This is a genomic window from Promicromonospora sp. NFX87 (genome assembly GCF_048564965.1).
Lineage (GTDB): Bacteria > Actinomycetota > Actinomycetes > Actinomycetales > Cellulomonadaceae > Promicromonospora.
Map to the genome: position 1 here is coordinate 2297859 of NZ_CP183413.1, position 17086 is coordinate 2314944.

At 70.8% G+C, this 17086-nt stretch carries 16 protein-coding genes; 11 read left to right on the plus strand and 5 right to left on the minus strand.

Annotated features, from left to right (window positions below; all coding sequences use genetic code 11):
- Window positions 1-3 precede the first annotated feature (3 nt).
- Genes ACNYC2_RS10280 through ACNYC2_RS10290 form a run of 3 tightly spaced genes read left to right on the plus strand, consistent with a single transcriptional unit; the run spans window position 4 to window position 2957 of the window.
- Window positions 4-1149 (plus strand): MSMEG_0565 family glycosyltransferase, encoded by a 1146-nt coding sequence (locus ACNYC2_RS10280; RefSeq protein ID WP_419706906.1) that lies wholly within the window; start codon window positions 4-6, stop codon window positions 1147-1149.
- On the plus strand, window positions 1127-2572 hold the full coding sequence (locus tag ACNYC2_RS10285) for an AMP-binding protein (protein ID WP_419706907.1): 1446 nt from the start codon (window positions 1127-1129) through the stop codon (window positions 2570-2572). Before ACNYC2_RS10280 ends, ACNYC2_RS10285 begins: the two co-directional genes overlap by 23 nt.
- 40 nt (window positions 2573-2612) lie before the next feature.
- Entirely contained in the window at window positions 2613-2957 is a 345-nt protein-coding gene (locus ACNYC2_RS10290; RefSeq protein ID WP_419706908.1) for a hypothetical protein, read from the plus strand.
- A gap of 43 nt (window positions 2958-3000) precedes the next feature.
- On the opposite strand, the gene ACNYC2_RS10295 is transcribed toward ACNYC2_RS10290, so the two are convergent.
- Together ACNYC2_RS10295 and ACNYC2_RS10300 are read right to left on the minus strand one after the other, a co-directional pair.
- Complete coding sequence (locus tag ACNYC2_RS10295; protein WP_419706909.1) at window positions 3001-3948, minus strand: cold-shock protein; 948 nt, start codon at window positions 3946-3948, stop codon at window positions 3001-3003.
- Between the two features lie 111 nt (window positions 3949-4059).
- Window positions 4060-4410, minus strand: coding sequence for a TraR/DksA family transcriptional regulator (locus ACNYC2_RS10300; protein WP_419706910.1), 351 nt, complete (start codon window positions 4408-4410; stop codon window positions 4060-4062).
- A gap of 293 nt (window positions 4411-4703) precedes the next feature.
- Here ACNYC2_RS10300 and ACNYC2_RS10305 point away from each other — a divergent pair, with 293 nt between their 5' ends.
- The 3 genes from ACNYC2_RS10305 to ACNYC2_RS10315 all read left to right on the plus strand — a co-directional run bounded on the left by ACNYC2_RS10305 (window position 4704) and on the right by ACNYC2_RS10315 (window position 6733).
- Window positions 4704-5405: a GNAT family N-acetyltransferase gene (locus ACNYC2_RS10305; RefSeq protein ID WP_419706911.1), complete on the plus strand. Its 702-nt coding sequence runs from the start codon at window positions 4704-4706 to the stop codon at window positions 5403-5405.
- Entirely contained in the window at window positions 5405-5623 is a 219-nt protein-coding gene (gene infA, locus ACNYC2_RS10310; protein ID WP_419706912.1) for a translation initiation factor IF-1, read from the plus strand. The genes ACNYC2_RS10305 and infA overlap by 1 nt, the downstream gene beginning before the upstream one ends.
- Before the next feature lie 162 nt (window positions 5624-5785).
- Window positions 5786-6733 (plus strand): expansin EXLX1 family cellulose-binding protein, encoded by a 948-nt coding sequence (locus ACNYC2_RS10315; RefSeq protein WP_419706913.1) that lies wholly within the window; start codon window positions 5786-5788, stop codon window positions 6731-6733.
- Window positions 6734-6752: 19 nt separating this feature from the next.
- Here the strand turns inward: ACNYC2_RS10315 and ACNYC2_RS10320 are convergent, their stop codons facing one another.
- Window positions 6753-7820, minus strand: a complete 1068-nt coding sequence (locus tag ACNYC2_RS10320) for a LacI family DNA-binding transcriptional regulator (protein ID WP_419706914.1) — start codon at window positions 7818-7820, stop codon at window positions 6753-6755.
- A 179-nt stretch (window positions 7821-7999) separates the two neighbouring features.
- Between ACNYC2_RS10320 and ACNYC2_RS10325 the strand changes: the two genes are divergently transcribed.
- Genes ACNYC2_RS10325 through ACNYC2_RS10340 form a run of 4 tightly spaced genes read left to right on the plus strand, consistent with a single transcriptional unit; the run spans window position 8000 to window position 12813 of the window.
- The gene (locus ACNYC2_RS10325; protein ID WP_419706915.1) at window positions 8000-9325 is read left to right on the plus strand and encodes an ABC transporter substrate-binding protein; all 1326 of its coding nucleotides are present in this window, start codon (window positions 8000-8002) and stop codon (window positions 9323-9325) included.
- Complete coding sequence (locus tag ACNYC2_RS10330; protein ID WP_419706916.1) at window positions 9318-10193, plus strand: carbohydrate ABC transporter permease; 876 nt, start codon at window positions 9318-9320, stop codon at window positions 10191-10193. The genes ACNYC2_RS10325 and ACNYC2_RS10330 overlap by 8 nt, the downstream gene beginning before the upstream one ends.
- Window positions 10194-10209: 16 nt before the next feature.
- A complete protein-coding gene (locus ACNYC2_RS10335) occupies window positions 10210-11121 on the plus strand; it encodes a carbohydrate ABC transporter permease (protein ID WP_419706917.1) in 912 nt (303 codons plus the stop codon).
- Between the two features lie 9 nt (window positions 11122-11130).
- Window positions 11131-12813, plus strand: coding sequence for a GH39 family glycosyl hydrolase (locus ACNYC2_RS10340; RefSeq protein WP_419706918.1), 1683 nt, complete (start codon window positions 11131-11133; stop codon window positions 12811-12813).
- A gap of 34 nt (window positions 12814-12847) precedes the next feature.
- Here ACNYC2_RS10340 and ACNYC2_RS10345 read toward each other — a convergent pair whose 3' ends face one another.
- On the minus strand, window positions 12848-13480 hold the full coding sequence (locus tag ACNYC2_RS10345; protein ID WP_419706919.1) for a TetR/AcrR family transcriptional regulator: 633 nt from the start codon (window positions 13478-13480) through the stop codon (window positions 12848-12850).
- Window positions 13481-13572: 92 nt separating this feature from the next.
- On the opposite strand from ACNYC2_RS10345, the gene ACNYC2_RS10350 reads away from it, so the two are divergent.
- Window positions 13573-14304, plus strand: coding sequence for an SDR family NAD(P)-dependent oxidoreductase (locus tag ACNYC2_RS10350; RefSeq protein ID WP_419706920.1), 732 nt, complete (start codon window positions 13573-13575; stop codon window positions 14302-14304).
- A gap of 80 nt (window positions 14305-14384) precedes the next feature.
- On the opposite strand, the gene ACNYC2_RS10355 is transcribed toward ACNYC2_RS10350, so the two are convergent.
- Complete coding sequence (locus ACNYC2_RS10355; RefSeq protein WP_419706921.1) at window positions 14385-17051, minus strand: right-handed parallel beta-helix repeat-containing protein; 2667 nt, start codon at window positions 17049-17051, stop codon at window positions 14385-14387.
- Window positions 17052-17086: the final 35 nt, after the last annotated feature.

Genomic DNA, 17086 nt, shown 5'->3' on the forward strand with positions numbered 1-17086 from the left:
ACCGTGCGCATCGCCCAGACCACCTACTCGACCAAGCCGCGCGGCGGGGTCGTGCACACCCTCGCCCTCGCCGAGGCGCTCGCCGCCCGCGGCCACCAGGTCACGGTATGGACGCTGGGCCGGGGCGGCGACGACGCGTTCTTCCGGCCGGTCGACCCGGCGGTCGAGGTCCGCGTCGTACCGTTCGCCGCCCGCGACGACGAGAGCGTCGGCGACCGCATCGAGCGCTCGATCCAGACCCTGACCGGCGCGTTCGACCCCTCCGGCTACGACGTGGTCCACGCGCAGGACTGCATCTCCGCCAACGCCGTCGGCCCCTGCGTGCGCACCGTCCACCACCTCGACGAGTTCACCACGCCCCGCCTGGTCGAGTGCCACGAGCGGGCGATCACCGAACCGATCGCCCGGCTGTGCGTCTCGCGCGCCGTCGCGCGGGAGGTGGCGGACGGCTACGGCCTGCGCCCCACCGTCATCCCGAACGGGGTGGACGCCGCCCGCTTCGCCCGCGCCGCCGGCCCCGGCGGAGCCGCCGCCCGCACCCGCTGGCGCACCGAGCTGGGCGACTACGTGCTCGCCCTCGGCGGCATCGAACCCCGCAAGGGCACCATCGACCTCCTCGAAGCCTTCGCCCTCCTGCACGCCGACCGCCCGGACCTGCGCCTCGTCCTGGGCGGCGGCGAGACCCTGTTCGACTACCGCCCCTACCGCACCCGGTTCGACCAGCGGTGCGCCGAGCTCGGCATCGACCCCGTCGTGCTGGGCACCCTCGCCGAGGACGACGTGCCCGCCCTCGTCGCCGCGGCCGCCGTCCTCGGCTTCGTGTCCACCAAGGAAGGGTTCGGGCTCGCCGCCATGGAGGCGCTCGCGGCAGACGTGCCCGTCGTGGCCCGCGACCTGCCCGTCACCCGCGAGGTCTTCGGCGACGCCGTCGCCTACGCCTCCGACGTGCCGCAGATCGCCGCGGCGCTCGCCGCCGTTCTCGACGGCGGCGGCCAGGACGGGGCCGCGGGCCGCGAGCTCGCCGCCCGGCACAGCTGGGCGGCCGCGGCCGCCGCCCACGAACGGTTCTACGAGCACGTCGTCCGTGCCGGGGGTGACGATGGCCAGGAGATCGATCTCACGGATCGTGAGCGAGCTCGCCGCGGCTGACCCCGGCCGAGTCGTCGCGGTCGCGCCCACCGCGGCCGGCGAGCGACGCCTCACGGCCCGCGCGCTCGACGCCGCGAGCGACCGCTACGCACGCCGGCTCCTGGAGCACGGAGTACGCCGCCACGACCTGGTCACCGTCTCCCTGCCCAACGGGCTGGACATGATCGTCGTGTGCGCCGCCGTCTGGAAGGCCGGTGCCACGCCCCAGCCGGTCTCGCCCGGTCTGACCCCGGCCGAGCGGGCCGACGTCGTCGCCGTCGCCCGCCCGGCCGCCGTCGTCGGCTTCGAGGCGGACGGCGTCCCGAGCCTCGCCGGCGGAGACGCCCTGGGGGAGGTTGCCCAGGACCCGGCGTGGCTCGACGGCGCCGACACCGGACCGCTGCCCGACACCTTCGCCCGGTCCTGGAAGGCGCCGACGTCGTCCGGCAGCACGGGCCGGCCCAAGGTGGTCATGGCCACCGCACCCGCGCTCCTGGACCCGGAGCGTCCCGTGGCCCAGTTCCTCCCGTTGCGTGCGGTCCAGCTCGTCAGCGGTCCGCTCACCCACTCCGCGACGTTCACCTACGCGTTCCGCGGGCTGCTCACCGGGCACGCGCTCGTGATCCTGCCGCGGTTCGAGGAACGGGCGGTGCTCGCGGCGATCGAGCGGTACGGCGTGACATGGGCGCTGCTCGTACCCACGATGCTGCACCGCCTGCTGCGCCTGCCGCCTGCCGAACGGGAAGCGGCCCGCGTGCGCACGCTGCAGACGGTGCTGCACCTGGGATCGCCGTGCGCGCCGGCGCTCAAGCGGGCGGTCCTGGACTGGCTCGGCCCGGAGCGGGTGGTCGAGGTCTATGCGGGCAGCGAGTCCAACGGGCTCACCATGATCCGCGGCGACGAGTGGCTGGCCCGGCCGGGCAGCGTGGGCCGGCCGATCGCGGGCACGCAGGTCCGGGTCCTGCGGGAGGACGGCTCCACCGCGGCGCCCGGCGAGACGGGCCAGGTCTGGCTGCGCCGGGGGACCGAGCCCGCCTACCGGTACGTCGGTGCACCCGGCCGTCGTCGGCCGGACGGCTGGGACACCCTCGGCGACCTGGGACATGTGGACGCCGACGGCTGGCTGTGGCTGGCCGACCGGGCCGACGACGTCATAGTTCGCGGCGGGGAGAAGGTGTACCCCGTCGAGGTCGAACGGGTGCTCGAGGAGCACCCGGCGGTCCGGAGCGCGCTCGCCTTCGGCGTACCCGACGCCGAGCTCGGTCAGCGCATCCAGGCGGTCGCCGACGTGGCCGGTGCCCCGATCAGCGGCGAGGACCTGCGGGCCTTCGCCGCCGGCCGGCTCGGCGCGGCCCGCAGCCCCGAGCGGGTGCGTGTGGTGCACGAGCCGGTCAGGGACGACGCGGGCAAGGCCCGGCGCTCTTCACCCGCTCATATGACCTAGATAAGAGGCAGACCGGTGAGCGCGGTGGAACCGTTGCACCATGACGCTCCCACCCTGGTCGGCCTCCGAAAGTGCCGGCGTGAGCTACGTCGGCGAGCTCGCCCGCGCATGGGCCCTGCTCGAGCCCATGCAACGCTGGGTCGACGCCGCGCCCGGCGGTCCGCGGCTCCCGGAGGAGCTCGTGCAGGACTTCCTGCAGAGAGAGGACCCCTACCCGGTCGGCACCGCGGTGTTCGCCGCCCGCTGGCGGTCGGGGCAGTGGGGCATCGGCATGATCACCGCGCGCGTCGACGACGACGAGTGGGCCGTGGAGTACCTCGACCACAGGGAGATCGTCTTTCGCGACCACGTCGAGCTGTGCCCAGCGCTCTGGACGGCCGGGTAGACCTGCTCGCTCCGTGCGAGCGAGCAGGCCGGGCGGCCTCAGCTCACAGCAGCTCGACGCCGTCGGCCTGCGGCCCCCGGTCGCTCTGACGCACCTTGAACCGGACCCGGTCACCCTCTTCCAGGATCTCGTCGCCCCGCACGACCGACACGTGCACGAACAGGTCCGCGCCCCCGGCATCGGGGGTGATGAAGCCGAAACCGCGGTCCGCGTCGTAGCGGGCGACGGTGCCCTCGCCGCCGCGCACAGGCCCGCCGGACGCCGCGGGGCGGTTCGGCCGGCCGCGGTCCGTGGCCGCGCGCGCATTCCCGGAGCCGCGCACGAGCCGCACGTTGCGGGCGTTGGGCCCCTTGTCGCCGGCGACGACGTCGAACGTCACGCGGGCACCCTCGGCGAGCTCGGTGAGCCCCGGGCCGAGCGCACGGACGTGGACGAAGACGTCCTCGTCACCCGAGTCGGGAGCGATGAAGCCGAAGCCCTTGGCGTCGTCGTACCAGGACACCGTGCCGTCCGCGCCGTCGGACGTCGGCCGTGCGGCCGGTGCGGCCTGTCCGGCCTGCGCCCCGAGCGGTAGCAGGTGGTCCGCCTGTGGCCCCTTCTCCCCGTCGACGACGAGGAACGCCACCCGCTGGCCCTCCGAGATCACACCGCCGCCGACGATGGCCGAGCTGTGCACGAAGATCTCGCCACGGCCGTCGTCCGGCGTGACGAAGCCGTACCCCTTGGCCGGCTCGTACCAGCTGACGGTGCCGAGAACGCCCACGGGCGCGTCCGCGGCCCGGTCGCCCGTGACACGGACGCGGCGCGCCTGCGGGCCGCGCTCACCCTCGCCTACCTCGAACTCGACGGCCTGCCCCTCGCGGAGGAGCTTCGGTCCGTCGTCGCCGACGATCTCGGACGCGTGGACGAACAGGTCCTCGGCCTCGTTCCCGAGGTCGATGAAACCGAACCCTCGGTCGGCGTCGAACCATCGGACAGTTCCCTGGGGCACCCTAAAACTCCTCAACTCGGCAGACATTGCTGTCTCCAGTGTCCCTGACGGAACCCCGGACGCGTGCGCCGAGCCGTCTCCGGCGTAGCTCCGCCGAGTGCTGCCCATGAGCTAGCCGGCGGCCGCGCAGCCGATGCAGGTGCGGGCTGTAGGCCGGGCCAGCAGGCGGTCGCGTGCGATCTCCTGTCCGCAGCGTTCGCAGTGGCCATAGCTTCCGGCGGCGATCCTCGCGAGCGCGGCGTCCACGTCGGTCAGGTGGTCTCTGGCTGCAGCGAGCAGTGTGCTCGCCTGGGAGCGCTCGAAGGCGATCGTCGACCCTTCGGGGTCGTGCTCGTCGTCGGCTGCGGTGAGCCGTGACGCCTCCACCATCGAGGCGATGTTGCCGGAAAGGGAGGAGATCAGGTCGGCCGTGCGTTCACGGTCGGCTATCAAGAGCGCACTGATCTCAGCGATCTGAGGCATTTCTCCGGCCGCCTTTCTCACGAATCTTGGCACTGTTGCATCTCGCGGCTGCTGGCGACACTCGACTGTCAGATTCTCACTTCGGGAGACACCTCCGAAAATAGGTGGGCCCGCCGGCAGAGCGGCGGTAGCGTTCTCGCAGACCGTGGCATCAAGCTTGAGGAGGTGAGGACCCATGAACGCTGTTTCGACATGGGTGCTCCCCTCGTCGTCACGGTCGGGCGGCTAGAACCCCGCCCGGAGCACCTTCGGTGTACGTATCCCGAAGGGTGACTACCTTGGATTCTTTGTGTGTGAACCGGGTGTCGCAGAGCCACTGGCACGCGCTCTACGACCACCAGGTGATCGGCCGCGGTGAGGTCTTCCGGCGGCCGGACGGACGACAGTTCCTGAGCATCGACGTCTGGCACGACGACGCGTTCGGACGCCTGGCCGATGCGATGTTGTCGGCGCTGCCGAGACCGCTCTACACGGTGGTCGACGAGCGGGAGGCCGAGCTGACGTCCCGGTGGCGCGCGGCCGGGTTCGACGTCCGCCGCCGGGAGTGGGAGTGCGTGATCCCCACCGGCCCGGCGGGGCCGTCCGACGTGTCGGTGGTCTCGCCCGAGGAGGGCCCGCTGTCCGACCTGGACCGCGCGATCCGCGCGGAGGTCGAGGCAGGCGTCGGCTGGCAGGAGATGCCCGCCGAGGTGTTCAGCCCGGCGCTGGACCTGTCGGCGTACGCGGTGGCGACGAGATCCGGCCGCTACCTCGGCCTGATCCGCGTGACGCACGTGCTGCGCCGGCCTCGGATCGGGCTGATCGCGGTACGCGCCAACGAGCGGCGACGTGGCGTCGGGCGTGCATTGCTCGGCCACACGCTGGGTTCGCTGCACGAACGTGGCATCGAGCAGGCGTCAGCCGAGCTCAACGAGTCGAACACCGCCGCCCTGGCGTTGTTCGACGGATTTGGTGCGCGACGCGTGGGCAGCAACCTGGAACTGGTGCTGCGCTGATGAGCAAGACGGGGATAGAGGTAGAGGGCACCGTCGTGGAGTGCCTGCGCAACGCGACCTTCCGCGTGGAGCTGGCGAGCGGGCACCTGGTGCTCGCTCATCTCAGCGGGAAGATCCGCCGCAACCACATCAGGATCATGCCGCTCGACCGCGTCCTGCTCGAGCTGAGCCCCTACGACCTCGACCGCGGCCGGATCCTCTTCCGCTACCGGAACTAGCGGGATGACCGAGGACGGGAGCCCGGCCGGCTGCCAGGCTCCCGTCCGTTCCTGTTAGCGCTCACATTGGGCCTTTCGGAAGGGTTGTGGCGTTGGTAACCTTTGCGCGGCTTGTGGTCACCGACCTGCGTATCACTGCCTCGATCCTTCGAACGGACAACCATGAAGACAGCGAGGCACTCCGCGCCGCACAGCGCGCGCACGTACCGGATCATGTGGGGCGCCGCGCTCGCGCTGGCCGTCGTGGCCGCTCTCGCCTACCCGGTCGTCGGGGCGCTCTTGGGCGGCACGGCCGACGCCGCGCGGACCGCGGCCGTAGCAGCCGCCGGCGGCTCGCAGGTGAACACGTCGGCCGCCACCGCATCGGGCACCCCGACCCCGTCGGGCAGCCCGACCCCGACAGCGAGCCCCACTCCGAGGTCCGGGGCCTTCGCCCGGACGCTGCGGGCGTCGCCCAGCGCGACCCCGCCGCCGTCGTCGACCACCGCCGTGTCCGCGGGACGGATCGGCCCCGGGACCACGTACGAGGGCGACGCCACCGTGTACGAGGCCGAGGACGGCAACGGCGCCTGCAGCTTCGGCCCGAGCGACGACATGATGATCGTGGCGATGAACGAGACCGACTACGAGACCTCCAGGGCCTGCGGCGCCACCGTGCTCGTCCGCGCGGCGAACGGCAACTCCGTCACGGTGCGCGTCACCAACGTGTGCCCCCTGCCCTGCGCACCCGGGCAGCTCGACCTCAGCCAGGAGGCGTTCGCCGAGCTCGCCGACCCGATGCTCGGCCGGATCCCGGTCACCTGGAGCCTGCTGAGCCCCGGTACGAGCGACACGATCTCCATCCGGTACAAGGACGGGTCGAGCCAGTGGTGGTGCGGCATCCAGGCGATCGACCACCGGAACCCGGTAGCGAAGCTGGAGGTCGACGCCGGGGACGGCTGGCGGGCGTTGCCCCGCACCGGGTACAACTACTTCCTCTCCGAGAACGGCAGCGGGTGCGGCGGCGACATCAGGATCACGGACATCTACGGCGAACGGCTGACCGTCAGCGCGCTTCCGGTGCGTGCGGACGTCGTGCAGCCGACCGGGGTCCAGTTCGCCCAGCACTGACCCGACGCCGGGGTGAGCGCTAGTCCTTGGTCGCCCGTTCCTCGGTTGCTCCGCGGGGCGGTGCGGTCGAGTCACGGACGGTGAGGCTGGTGGCGAGCTGGATGTGGCGCGACGCGGGCTGGACGCCGTCCGCCATGGCGAGCACCGTCTCGACGGCCATCTGACCCATCCCCGCCAGGGGCTGGTGCACCGAGGTGAGCTGCGGCGTCGTCCAGCTGGCCTGTGGCGTGTCGTCGAAGCCGACGACGCTGAGTCGTTCGGGCACGGAGACCTGCAGCTCGCGCGCCGCCGCGAGCACGCCGACGGCGATCTCGTCGTCACCGGTGACGACCGCCGTCGGTGGCTCGGGCAGTGAGAGCAGCTCGCGGCCGTGCACGAGCCCGGTCTCGATCGAGAACGGGTCGCTGCGTACCAGGGCCTGGTCCAGGCTGATCCCCGCGGAGTCCAGCGCCGCCCGGTAGCCGTGGAAGCGTTCGCGGGCGGCGGCAGAGGCGACGGGTCCGCCGATCCATGCGATGCGCCGGTGGCCGAGCTCCAGGAGATGTTCCGTGGCGGTGCGCGCGCCGGCCCAGTTGGCCGACCCGACGCTGATGGTCCGAGGGTCGTCCAGGCTGACCGGGTCGATCATCACGAACGGCATGTACACCTCCTTCGCGGCCTGGAGCACGGCGTTGGGCTCCGCCAGCGTGATGCCGACGATGCCCACGACTCCGGACTCCTTCTGCTCGGCCACCCACGCCCGGGCGGCGGCCTTGGTGGCACGCACCGCGCGGTCGGGTGCCAGCCGCACCAGGACGTCGGTCCTGGCACCCGCGGCCGCCGCGAGGAGGCCCTGGAGCACGTTCGAGATGTACGGCGAGGTCACCACGTCGGTCACCGCCGCGATGGTGCGGGTACGCGTCGGTTCCCACTGCGCGGTGGTGGGCCGGTAACCGAGCGCGGCGACCGCCTCCAGCACCCGCTTGCGGGTGTCCTCGGCGATGTCGAGGCGACCGTTGAGCGCCTTGGACGCGGTGCCGGGGGAGACGCCCGCCTCTCGTGCGACGTCAGCGAGCGTCGGACGCCCGGTCGAAGGCCTGCCGACCATGATGTTCCTTCCTCGAAACTATTTCGAACCCTACCGACCGATGGGCGCGGCGTCAATCTTGACCACCAACAGTATTTCTTGCCCGTTGACGTGTCGTGGGAGTCGTCGCTACAGTCCCTGCTTGATCGATAAAGTTGCGAAAGTCTTTCGCGACACTCTCAACGAGGAGGGACAGGCTGATGAGGCTTCTCACCAAGGCATGGACGGTCGGCGTCGCGCTCGTGACGGCCGGTGCGCTCGCCGCGTGCTCGGGCGCGGGAGGCACGGCGAGCAGCGCCGACGGCGGTGTCGGCACCGCTGACGACCCGGTGACGATCACGGTGTGGAGCTGGGACGGCACGGTCGAGCTCGCGGTCCCGGAGTTCGAGAAGGCCAACCCCGGCATCAAGGTCGACGTCGTGAACGCCGGCTCGTCCTCCGACGAGTACCAGGCGCTCGACAACGCGATCCAGGCCGGGTCGGGCGTGCCCGACCTGGTGATGTTCGAGTACTTCGCGGTCCCGTACTTCGCGATCCCCGGCAAGCTCGCCGACCTGGGCCCGCTGGGCGCGGCCGAGCTGGAGGACGACTACGTCCCCTCGGCGTGGAACAACGTCACCATCGACGACGGCGTCTACGCCCTGCCCTCGGACTACGGCCCCGCCGTCATGTTCTGGAACGAGGCGACGTTCGCCAAGGCGGGGATCAAGGAGGCGCCCGCGACCTGGGACGAGTACTACGAGGCCGCCAAGAAGATCCGCGCGCTGGGCGACGACTACTACATCACCCAGGACACGAACGACCTCTTCTTCCTGCTCTCCCTGATCTGGCAGGCCGGCGGGCGCCCGTTCGAGGTCGACGGCACCACCGTGCACATCGACTTCTCCGACGACGGCACCCAGAAGGCCGTCGCCTTCTGGCAGAAGATGCTCGACGAGGACCTGGTCAACACCAAGATCAGCGCCTGGTCCGACGACTGGAACCGCGCGCTCAACGACGGCACGCTCGCCTCGCAGAACATGGGCGGCTGGCTGACCTCGACCCTGCCCGAGCGGGCTCCGGACGCCAAGGGCGACTTCCGCGTCTCCCTCATGCCCCAGTGGGAGGAGGGCGAGAAGGTCGGCGCCGAGAACGGCGGCTCGGCCTTCGGCATCCCCGAGGCCGCGGCCAACAAGGAGGCGGCCTTCAAGTTCCTCGAGTACTTCACGCACGGCGAGGGCCTGCAGCCCCGGGTCGACGCCGGTGCGTTCGTGCCGAACACGTCGGTGCTCGACAGCCCGGAGTTCCAGGACGTGAAGAACCCCTACTTCGGCGACCAGAAGACGGGCGAGGTCCTCGCGGAGGCGTCGAACATCGCCGCCGTCGGCTGGCAGTACCCGCCGTTCTTCGAGTGGGCCCGCAGCGCCTACGCCGACATCGCCACGCCGTTCTACACCTCGGGCGAGGGCTCGCTCGCGGAGGTCCTGCAGACCTGGCAGGAGCGATCCATCGAGTACGGCAACGAGCAGGGGTTCACCGTTGACTAGGCGCAGGCGGCAGATCGGCTGGGCGTTCGTCGCTCCGTTCGGCATCCTGTTCGCCCTGGTGTTCATCGTGCCGATCACCTATGCCGCATATCTCAGCCTCTTCCAGGACCAGATGGTGGGCGGCAGGTCCTTCGTCGGCCTGGACAACTACAGCAAGCTGTTCGTGGACCCGCAGTTCTGGGACGGCGTCACCCGCGTCGTCTGGTTCACGCTGATCCAGGTGCCGATCATGCTGGTGCTCGCCCTCCTGCTGGCGCTGGCGATGGACTCGATGCGGCTGCGCGGCATGCGGTTCATGCGGGTGGCGATCTTCCTGCCGTACGCGGTGCCGGCGATCGTCTCGACGCTGATGTGGGGCTTCATGCTCGGCGTCCGCTACGGGCTGTTCGGCAGCATCAACGGCTGGCTCGGTACCGACCTCGACCCGTTCCGGCCGAGCACGACGCTCATCGCCATCGGGATCATGGTCACCTGGGCCTTCACCGGCTACAACATGCTGATCTTCGACAGCGTGCTCAAGGCGGTGCCGCACGAGCTGTACGAGGCGGCGGCGATCGACGGCGCGGGGGAGTGGCGCGTGATCCGCGCGATCAAGCTGCCCGCGCTGCGCGGCTCGCTCGTGATCACGATCATCTTCTCGATCATCGGGACCTTCCAGATCTTCAACGAGCCCCAGATCCTCCCGTCGATGGTCGCCAACAGCGGCATCACCACCTACTACACGCCCAACCTCTACGCGTTCAACCTCGCGTTCACGGGCTCGCAGCAGGGTTACGCCGCCGCTCTCGCGCTCGTGATGGCCGCGTTCACCATCGCCATCGCGTACGTGGTCCAGATCCGAGGCATGCGCAATGCCCTCGACCAGTAGCCGCCGGAGACCCCTCATGACGACAACCGCTGGTGTCCGGCGTCCCGGCCCCACGGCACGCCGGCACCTGTACACCCTCACCAACCCCCGCAAGAGCGGCACCCTCACCTTCCTGACGGGGCTGTTCACCCTCTACTGCCTGGTACCGCTGGTCTGGCTGGCGATCAACTCCACGAAGTCCCAGGAGGACTTCGTCACCAGCTTCGGCTTCTCGTTCGGCACGCGGTTCGCGCTGTTCGACAACATCGCCGAGGTCTTCACCTACGACGGCGGCATCTTCGGGCGCTGGCTGCTCAACACCCTCCTGTACGTGGTCGCCGGGGCGGTGGTCTCGACGTTCCTGGCCGCGCTCGGCGGGTACGCGCTCGCCAAGCTGGAGTTCACGGGCAAGCGGGTCTTCCTGTTCGTGGTGCTCGGCGCCATCTCGGTCCCGGGCATCGCGCTGGCCATCCCGCAGTTCCTGCTCTTCGCGCAGCTCGGCCTGACGAACACCCCGTGGGCGGTGCTGATCCCGTCGTTCCTCAACCCCTTCGGGCTCTACCTCATGTGGGTGTTCGCGGCCGAGGCCGTACCCACCGGCCTGCTGGAGGCGGCGAAGATCGACGGCGCGGGCGAGTTCCGGACGTTCTGGCAGATCGCCCTGCCGATGCTCGTCCCGGCGACCGTGACGGTGCTGCTCTTCTCGTTCGTCTCGATCTGGAACAACTACTTCCTCCCCCTGATCATGCTCAAGGACCCCGACTGGTACCCGCTGACCGTGGGCATCAACCAGTGGAACAAGCTCGCCTCCACCGCCGGCAACGGCGAGCTGCTGCAGAACCTGGTCCTGACGTCGTCGCTGCTCACGATCATCCCGCTGATCGTGGCGTTCATCTGCCTGCAGCGCTTCTGGCAGTCCGGGCTGAGCCTCGGCGCCGTCAAGGGCTGACCCGAATCCATGAGAGAGAACACAGAGAGCGTGGTGGAGACCGAGATGACCCTGCCGGAACTGACAGGATCGGCGGCACTGACGATCGACGGCGCGGCGCCGACCGAGGCACCGCTCCGGCACGTATGGAACGAGTGCGTCGGCGCCGGCCGCGCGAACGAGGCGCTCCGAGCGGACTGGCAGGGACACTTCCGCGAGGCCGTCACGGAGCTCGGGGCGCGGTTCGTGCGCTTCCACGGGCTGTTCCACGACGACATGTTCGTCTACCGCGCCAGCGACGGCGGGGGCTTCGGCCCGCAGACCCCCCTCGACGAGCCGGTGCTCACCTTCTCCTACGTCGACAAGGTCTTCGACTTCATCCTCGAGACGGGCGCGCGCCCGTTCGTGGAGCTCGGCTTCATGCCGCGCGAGCTGGCCACGGAGACCGAGACGCTGTTCTGGTGGAAGGCCCACTGCAGCCCGCCCAAGGACATGGCGCGCTGGGTCGACCTGGTCACGTCCACGGTGACGCACTGGGTCGAGCGCTACGGCCTGGACGAGGTGCGCCGGTGGCGGTTCGAGGTGTGGAACGAACCCAACCTGGTGCCCTACTTCTGGACCGGCACCCGGACGCAGTACTTCGAGCTCTACGAGGCCACGGCCCTGGCGGTCAAGGCGGTCGACGGGGAGCTCAAGGTGGGCGGGCCGTCCACGAGCGTGTTCGTCCCCGACGACCGCTACAAGGGGGAGTGGGAGGACCGCTCCGTCGAGCACGTGGCGGCGGAGGCGGACGACGTCGACGCGCTCGACTGGCGTCCCGTGTGGATCGAGGAGTTCATCGACTGGTGCGCGCGCCGCGACGTGCCGCTGGACTTCCTGTCCACCCACCTCTACCCGACCGACGTGGCGTTCGGGGCCTCCGGGCAGGCGCGCCACATCCGGCGCCACGTGGACGCGACCTATGACGACCTGGTCGCGCTCCGCAAGATCATCGCCGGCAGCCCGTTCCCCGAGGCCGAGCTGCACATCACCGAGTGGTCGAGCTCGCCGTCGAGCCGCGACACGATCCACGACACGGTGTTCGCCGCGACCTACATCACCCGGGCCTACCTGCGGTGCGCCGCCCTCGCCGACTCGATCGCGTACTGGACCTTCACGGATGTGTTCGAGGAGGGCGGAGCCGGCATCGGCCCGTTCCACGGCGGGTTCGGCCTGGTCAACGAGCAGGGCCTGCACAAGCCGACGTTCCACGCCTTCTCCATGCTGTCCCGGCTCGGCGACACGGTGCTGGCGTCCACGCCGCACGGGGTGATCACCCGGGACACGACGACGGGCGCGCTGTCCGCGGTCTTCCTCAACTACCCCGACGACATGGGTACCCGGGCGGTCGGCTCCGAGACGACCTACGAGGCCACGCGCAAGCTCGCCGAGATCGGGCCGGCCCGCAGGATCCGCCATACCGTCCAGGGGCTCGTCCCGGGCACGGTGTACCAGGTCGAGCGGGTCGACTGGGAGCACGGCAACGTCGCGGAGGCCTGGCACCGGATGGGGGAGCCGCTCAACCTCACCCCGGCCCAGACGGCCGAGCTGCGCACGGTCGCCGACGCGCTGCACAGGTCGACGCTCGTCGTCTCCGAGGCCGGGGTGCTCGAGATCGATCTGGAGCTGCCGGCGTGGGCGGTGCTGTCGGTCTCCCCGGCCGTCGAGGGCTGACCTGACGAGAGGCCCTGACCGGCCGTACGGCCGGTCAGGGCCAGCTCGGTGCCGGGTGGGCGAGCGGGTGGGCGCTGCCCGGCCGCAGGCCGTCGAAGATGACCCCGACGTACCGCCGCCAGAGCTCCGGGGGCGGGTCTGCGAGGTAGTCGACCGTGTGCACCGGCGCGCACATCAGCAGGAACACGTCCGTCCCGGTGATGTCGGGCCGGACGACACCCGCGTCGCGCGCCTTGTCGACCAGCAGGACCACCTCGTCGTGCACCTGGCGCTGGAGCCGCGCCAGCTCCGAACCGGGGGCCGGGACGGTCATCAGGACCGCCACCCTGCGGCGCTGCAGCCGGCCCGCCGCCTCGGTCAGGAACTCCAGGAGCGCGGCCTCCGGGTCGGGTGCGGCCCGCAGCCGCCGGGCGAGCGCCGTCAGCTCCTCCGCATGGCGCGCGGCGATCGCCGTGGCGAGCGCTTCCTTGGTCGCGAAGTGGCGGAACACGGTGCCCTTCGCCACGCCCGCCCGCCTGGCGATGTCGGCGATCGAGGCGTCGAGACCCCGTGCGGCGAACTCCTCCTCGGCCGCGGTGAGCAGCGCCTCGCGGTTGCGGGCGGCGTCGGCGCGCAGAGGACGGGCGGCGTCGGCGACCGCGGTGTCGGCGGGTGCGGTGGGGGTCACGTCTCCGATCCTACCAAGTTGACCGAGCGGTCATGTTGTGTCTACGGTCGGCTCACCAACATGACCAAGCGGTCATCTTACGAGGAGGAATCATGGAGCTGCAGGGCGCCACGGCACTGGTCACAGGGAGCAACCGAGGTCTGGGACGGCACTTCGCGGTCGAGCTGATCAGGCGCGGGGCGAAGGTGTACGCGACCGCGCGCCGGCCGGAGCTCGTCGACGTGCCCGGCGCGGAGGTGCTCCGGCTGGACATCACCGACCCGGCGTCGGTCGACGCCGCCGCTGCGGCGGCGGGCGACGTGGACGTGCTGATCAACAACGCCGCGTACATGACGGGCGGCAACCTCGTGGCCGGTGACCTCGGGTCGATCCGGCTCGCGATGGAGTCGAGCTACTTCGGCACGCTCGCGATGATCCGGGCGTTCGCCCCGGTGCTCGGCCGCAACGGTGGTGGTGCCGTGCTGAACGTCCTGTCCGGGGCGGCGTGGCAGACGGTCGACGGCAACACCGCCTATGCCGCGGCCAAGGCCGCCCAGTGGAGCCTGACCAACGGCGTCCGGCTGGAGCTCGCCGGCCAGGGCACGCACGTGACCGCTCTTGTCCCGGGGATGATCGACACCGAGCCGATGCGGGAGTTCGCCGCGGCGCACGGCTACGAGCTGCCCGAGGGTGCGCTGGACGATCCGGCGTACGTCGTCGCGCAGGGCCTGGACGGCCTGGAGGCGGGGGAGGTCGAGGTGGTGCAGGGGTTCGCCGTGCAGGCGAAGGCGGCGCTCGCCGGCCCGCCCCGGGCGCTGGACCCGGACGCGCTCGGCGCGGCCTGAGCAAGGCGCGGCCTGAGCAAGGCGCGGCCTGAGCAAGGCTCGGTCCGGCGTCGACGACGCCGGACCGAGCGGTCAGGCGCCTACGATCGGTCCGAGCCCGCGGGCTCGGCCGGCCGGAGGTCGCTGAACACGTTGATCGCGGCCCTGGCGGCGTCGTGCGACGTCGAGAAGACGCCGCCGTCCTGCACCTCGGCCGCGCCCGGGAGCGTCACCGGCGACCCGACCCGCCGGTAGTTGACGCCGTCGTAGGAGTACGACGCCGACACCTGGCCGCCGACGCGGTCCAGCCTGACCCACACCGCGCGGTGCGTGTCGACCTGGGCCTGGCTCGCGCTGTCCAGGTAGCCGTCGCCGTTCGCGTCCCACTGGAAGACGACGCCGTTGCGCGGCGTCACGGCCGCTATCGCGTACCCGGACGACGCCCCGGGCGCGGCCATGTCGTTGCGGACCATGACCCCGCTCTTGGCCCAGGCGTTGGTGTCGTTGATCGTGTCCACGCGCACGGACACGCTCGACCCGGCAGTGAAGGAGCCCGTGCGGTAGAGCGCCCCGAACGCGTCGTCCCGCTGTCCGCCTCCGCCCCACACGTCAGCGCCCGCGGCCGCGACGCCGAAGGCTGTTCCGGACCCGCTGACCTGCTGGCCGACCTGTTGTCCGAAGTAGCTGCCGCCCGCGGAGGCGGCAGTGGTCTCGTACCCGGCACCGACCGGTGCCTCCACCGGGCACTGCGCGAGGCCGAACAGGTTGGCGTTCAGCGTCGTGCGGTACTCCGGCGCGACGCCGGCCTCGCACATCACGTCCAGCGCCCCCTGCGGCCAGCTCGTGCCGGCGACCGAGACGTTGTCGATGAGCTGGTTGTTCCGCTCCTCGGCGTTCGGGATCTGGGCCCCGCCGGAGTTGAACCAGTTCTCGCGGATCAGGTTGTCGCTCGTGTTGTTGCCGTCGCTGTAGGCGTTGGTGAAGATCCACGGGTTGGTGCCCTGGAGCACGTTCTGCCGGTAGGTCGTGTACCGCGTCCCCTCGTCGAGGTAGAGGCCGACGCCGGAGACGTTGAACAGGTAGTTGCGCTCCACCACGGTGCCCGGGCTGGCCGAGAGGTTGTACAGCGACCCGCCGTCCGCGAACCGCGCCTTGGTGTGGTGGATGAGGTTGCCCGCGACGAGATTGTCCTTGAGCGTCGTCGGGGTCGTGTACAGCGGGTGCCAGTTGTAGTAGCCGCGGCGGACGTACTCCGCGGAGCCGCCCGCGTCGTTGATGCCCCAGCCGTAGCCGGTGTCGATGCCGTCGTAGGCGACGTTGGCGACCTCGTTGTGCACGATCTGGACGTTCGTCGCGTACGTGCTGAGGATGCCCGAGTTGTCCTTGTACTCGACCGCGACCCGGTTGACCGTGTTGTTCTCGATGCGGATGTCCTTGTTGATCATCCGCGGGTCGCTCGGGTGGTGCGCGTCCTCCCGCACGCCGCCGACGGCGATCCCGTGGCCACCCACCTCGTTGAAAACGTTTCCTACGACGTCGACGCCGCTCGCGCCCAGGCCGACGCCCGAGAGCATCGCGTTGGCGTCGTTCCCGATGCCGAGCGCGGTCTGCCCGAGGTTCGTGAAGCGGTTGTTCGTCAGGGAGATGCCGTGGGCCGCGGAGACCTGCACCGCCGCCGGCTCCTGGTACCAGGCGTCGAAGCGGGCTCGTTCGAACATCTCGCAGCCGCGGGAGCAGCTGGTGAAGGCGTCGTCCGGGCGGTAGTCGTAGGCGTCCTTGATGAACGCGCCGTTCTGCTGGGTTGCGTAGCCGTGGGTGGACGGGCCCAGCCAGGAGGTACCGGTGAACTCGATGCCGTCGAAGGCTAGTCCGGTCACCGGCTCGTCGTACGTGCCGCTGATGCTCACCAGCGACTCCACCTGCGGGAGCTCGACGTCCAGGTCGTCGAGGTCCACACCGTCGCCGGGCTTGTAGTACAGCTTCCCCGCGGACGGGTCGAGGTACCACTCGCCGACCTGGTCGAGGAACGCGAGGGAGTTCTCCAGCGACCACGTGGGCCCGGCCAGGAACGAGTTCTGCACGGTGTCCCAGCCCCAGGTGTTGTTGTCCCACGCGGGCTGCGCCATGGCGATCGTCGAGCCGTCGATGGCCTCGACGGGGGAGTAGCGGTTGGTGAAGTCGCCGAGCGACTGGAACTCGATCCGCCCCTGGTCCGGCAGGTCGCTCAGATAGGCGAGCTGCTGGTTGTTGATGGTCAGGCCGGTCGGCGTGGGCGTAACGTCGGAGTTGGCCAGCGGCAGGGAGGCGCGCTGCGCGATGATCCCGTTCACGTAGAGCTGGCGGCTGTCGACGCCGACGGGCGTGTCCGCGACGTAGACGCCGGCCTCCTCGTCGTGGACCGACCACCCGGAGATCGGGGCGGCGCCGGAGATCACGGGCCGGGCACCGGGTGCCGCCGTCCACCGCACGGTGTGGCCGTCACGGCCGCCGTCCTGCGGGCCGAACACGAGGGGCTCGGTGACCCGGTAGGTCCCGTCCTCGAGCACGACGGTGACGTCCCTGCCCTTGCGGGCCTCGTGCCGGACCAGCTCCTGCGCGTGCTCGAGCGAGCAGGCGTGCCGTACGTCGCACCGACCGCGGTCCAGGCCGTCCGCCGCGGCGAAGTACGTGCGGTCTCTGCCCTGCTGTGCGGCCTGTGGTGCGGCCTGCGCCGCCGAGACGGGAACCAGCGCCGAGACGATCACCGCTACGGCGCTCAGGGCAGCCATGGCTCCCGCTCTCCTCGATCGGTCCCGGAGTCTCG

Bases quoted from the DNA above. Each gene is read 5' to 3' on its own strand.
- ACNYC2_RS10290 (WP_419706908.1), top strand. From the start codon at position 2,613: ATGACGCTCCCACCCTGGTCGGCCTCCGAAAGTGCCGGCGTGAGCTAC.
- ACNYC2_RS10300 (WP_419706910.1), bottom strand. From the start codon at position 4,410: ATGCCTCAGATCGCTGAGATCAGTGCGCTCTTGATAGCCGACCGTGAA.
- infA (WP_419706912.1), top strand. From the start codon at position 5,405: ATGAGCAAGACGGGGATAGAGGTAGAGGGCACCGTCGTGGAGTGCCTG.
- ACNYC2_RS10315 (WP_419706913.1), top strand. From the start codon at position 5,786: ATGAAGACAGCGAGGCACTCCGCGCCGCACAGCGCGCGCACGTACCGG.
- ACNYC2_RS10320 (WP_419706914.1), bottom strand. From the start codon at position 7,820: ATGGTCGGCAGGCCTTCGACCGGGCGTCCGACGCTCGCTGACGTCGCA.
- ACNYC2_RS10325 (WP_419706915.1), top strand. From the start codon at position 8,000: ATGAGGCTTCTCACCAAGGCATGGACGGTCGGCGTCGCGCTCGTGACG.
- ACNYC2_RS10335 (WP_419706917.1), top strand. From the start codon at position 10,210: ATGACGACAACCGCTGGTGTCCGGCGTCCCGGCCCCACGGCACGCCGG.
- ACNYC2_RS10340 (WP_419706918.1), top strand. From the start codon at position 11,131: ATGAGAGAGAACACAGAGAGCGTGGTGGAGACCGAGATGACCCTGCCG.
- ACNYC2_RS10350 (WP_419706920.1), top strand. From the start codon at position 13,573: ATGGAGCTGCAGGGCGCCACGGCACTGGTCACAGGGAGCAACCGAGGT.
- ACNYC2_RS10355 (WP_419706921.1), bottom strand. From the start codon at position 17,051: ATGGCTGCCCTGAGCGCCGTAGCGGTGATCGTCTCGGCGCTGGTTCCC.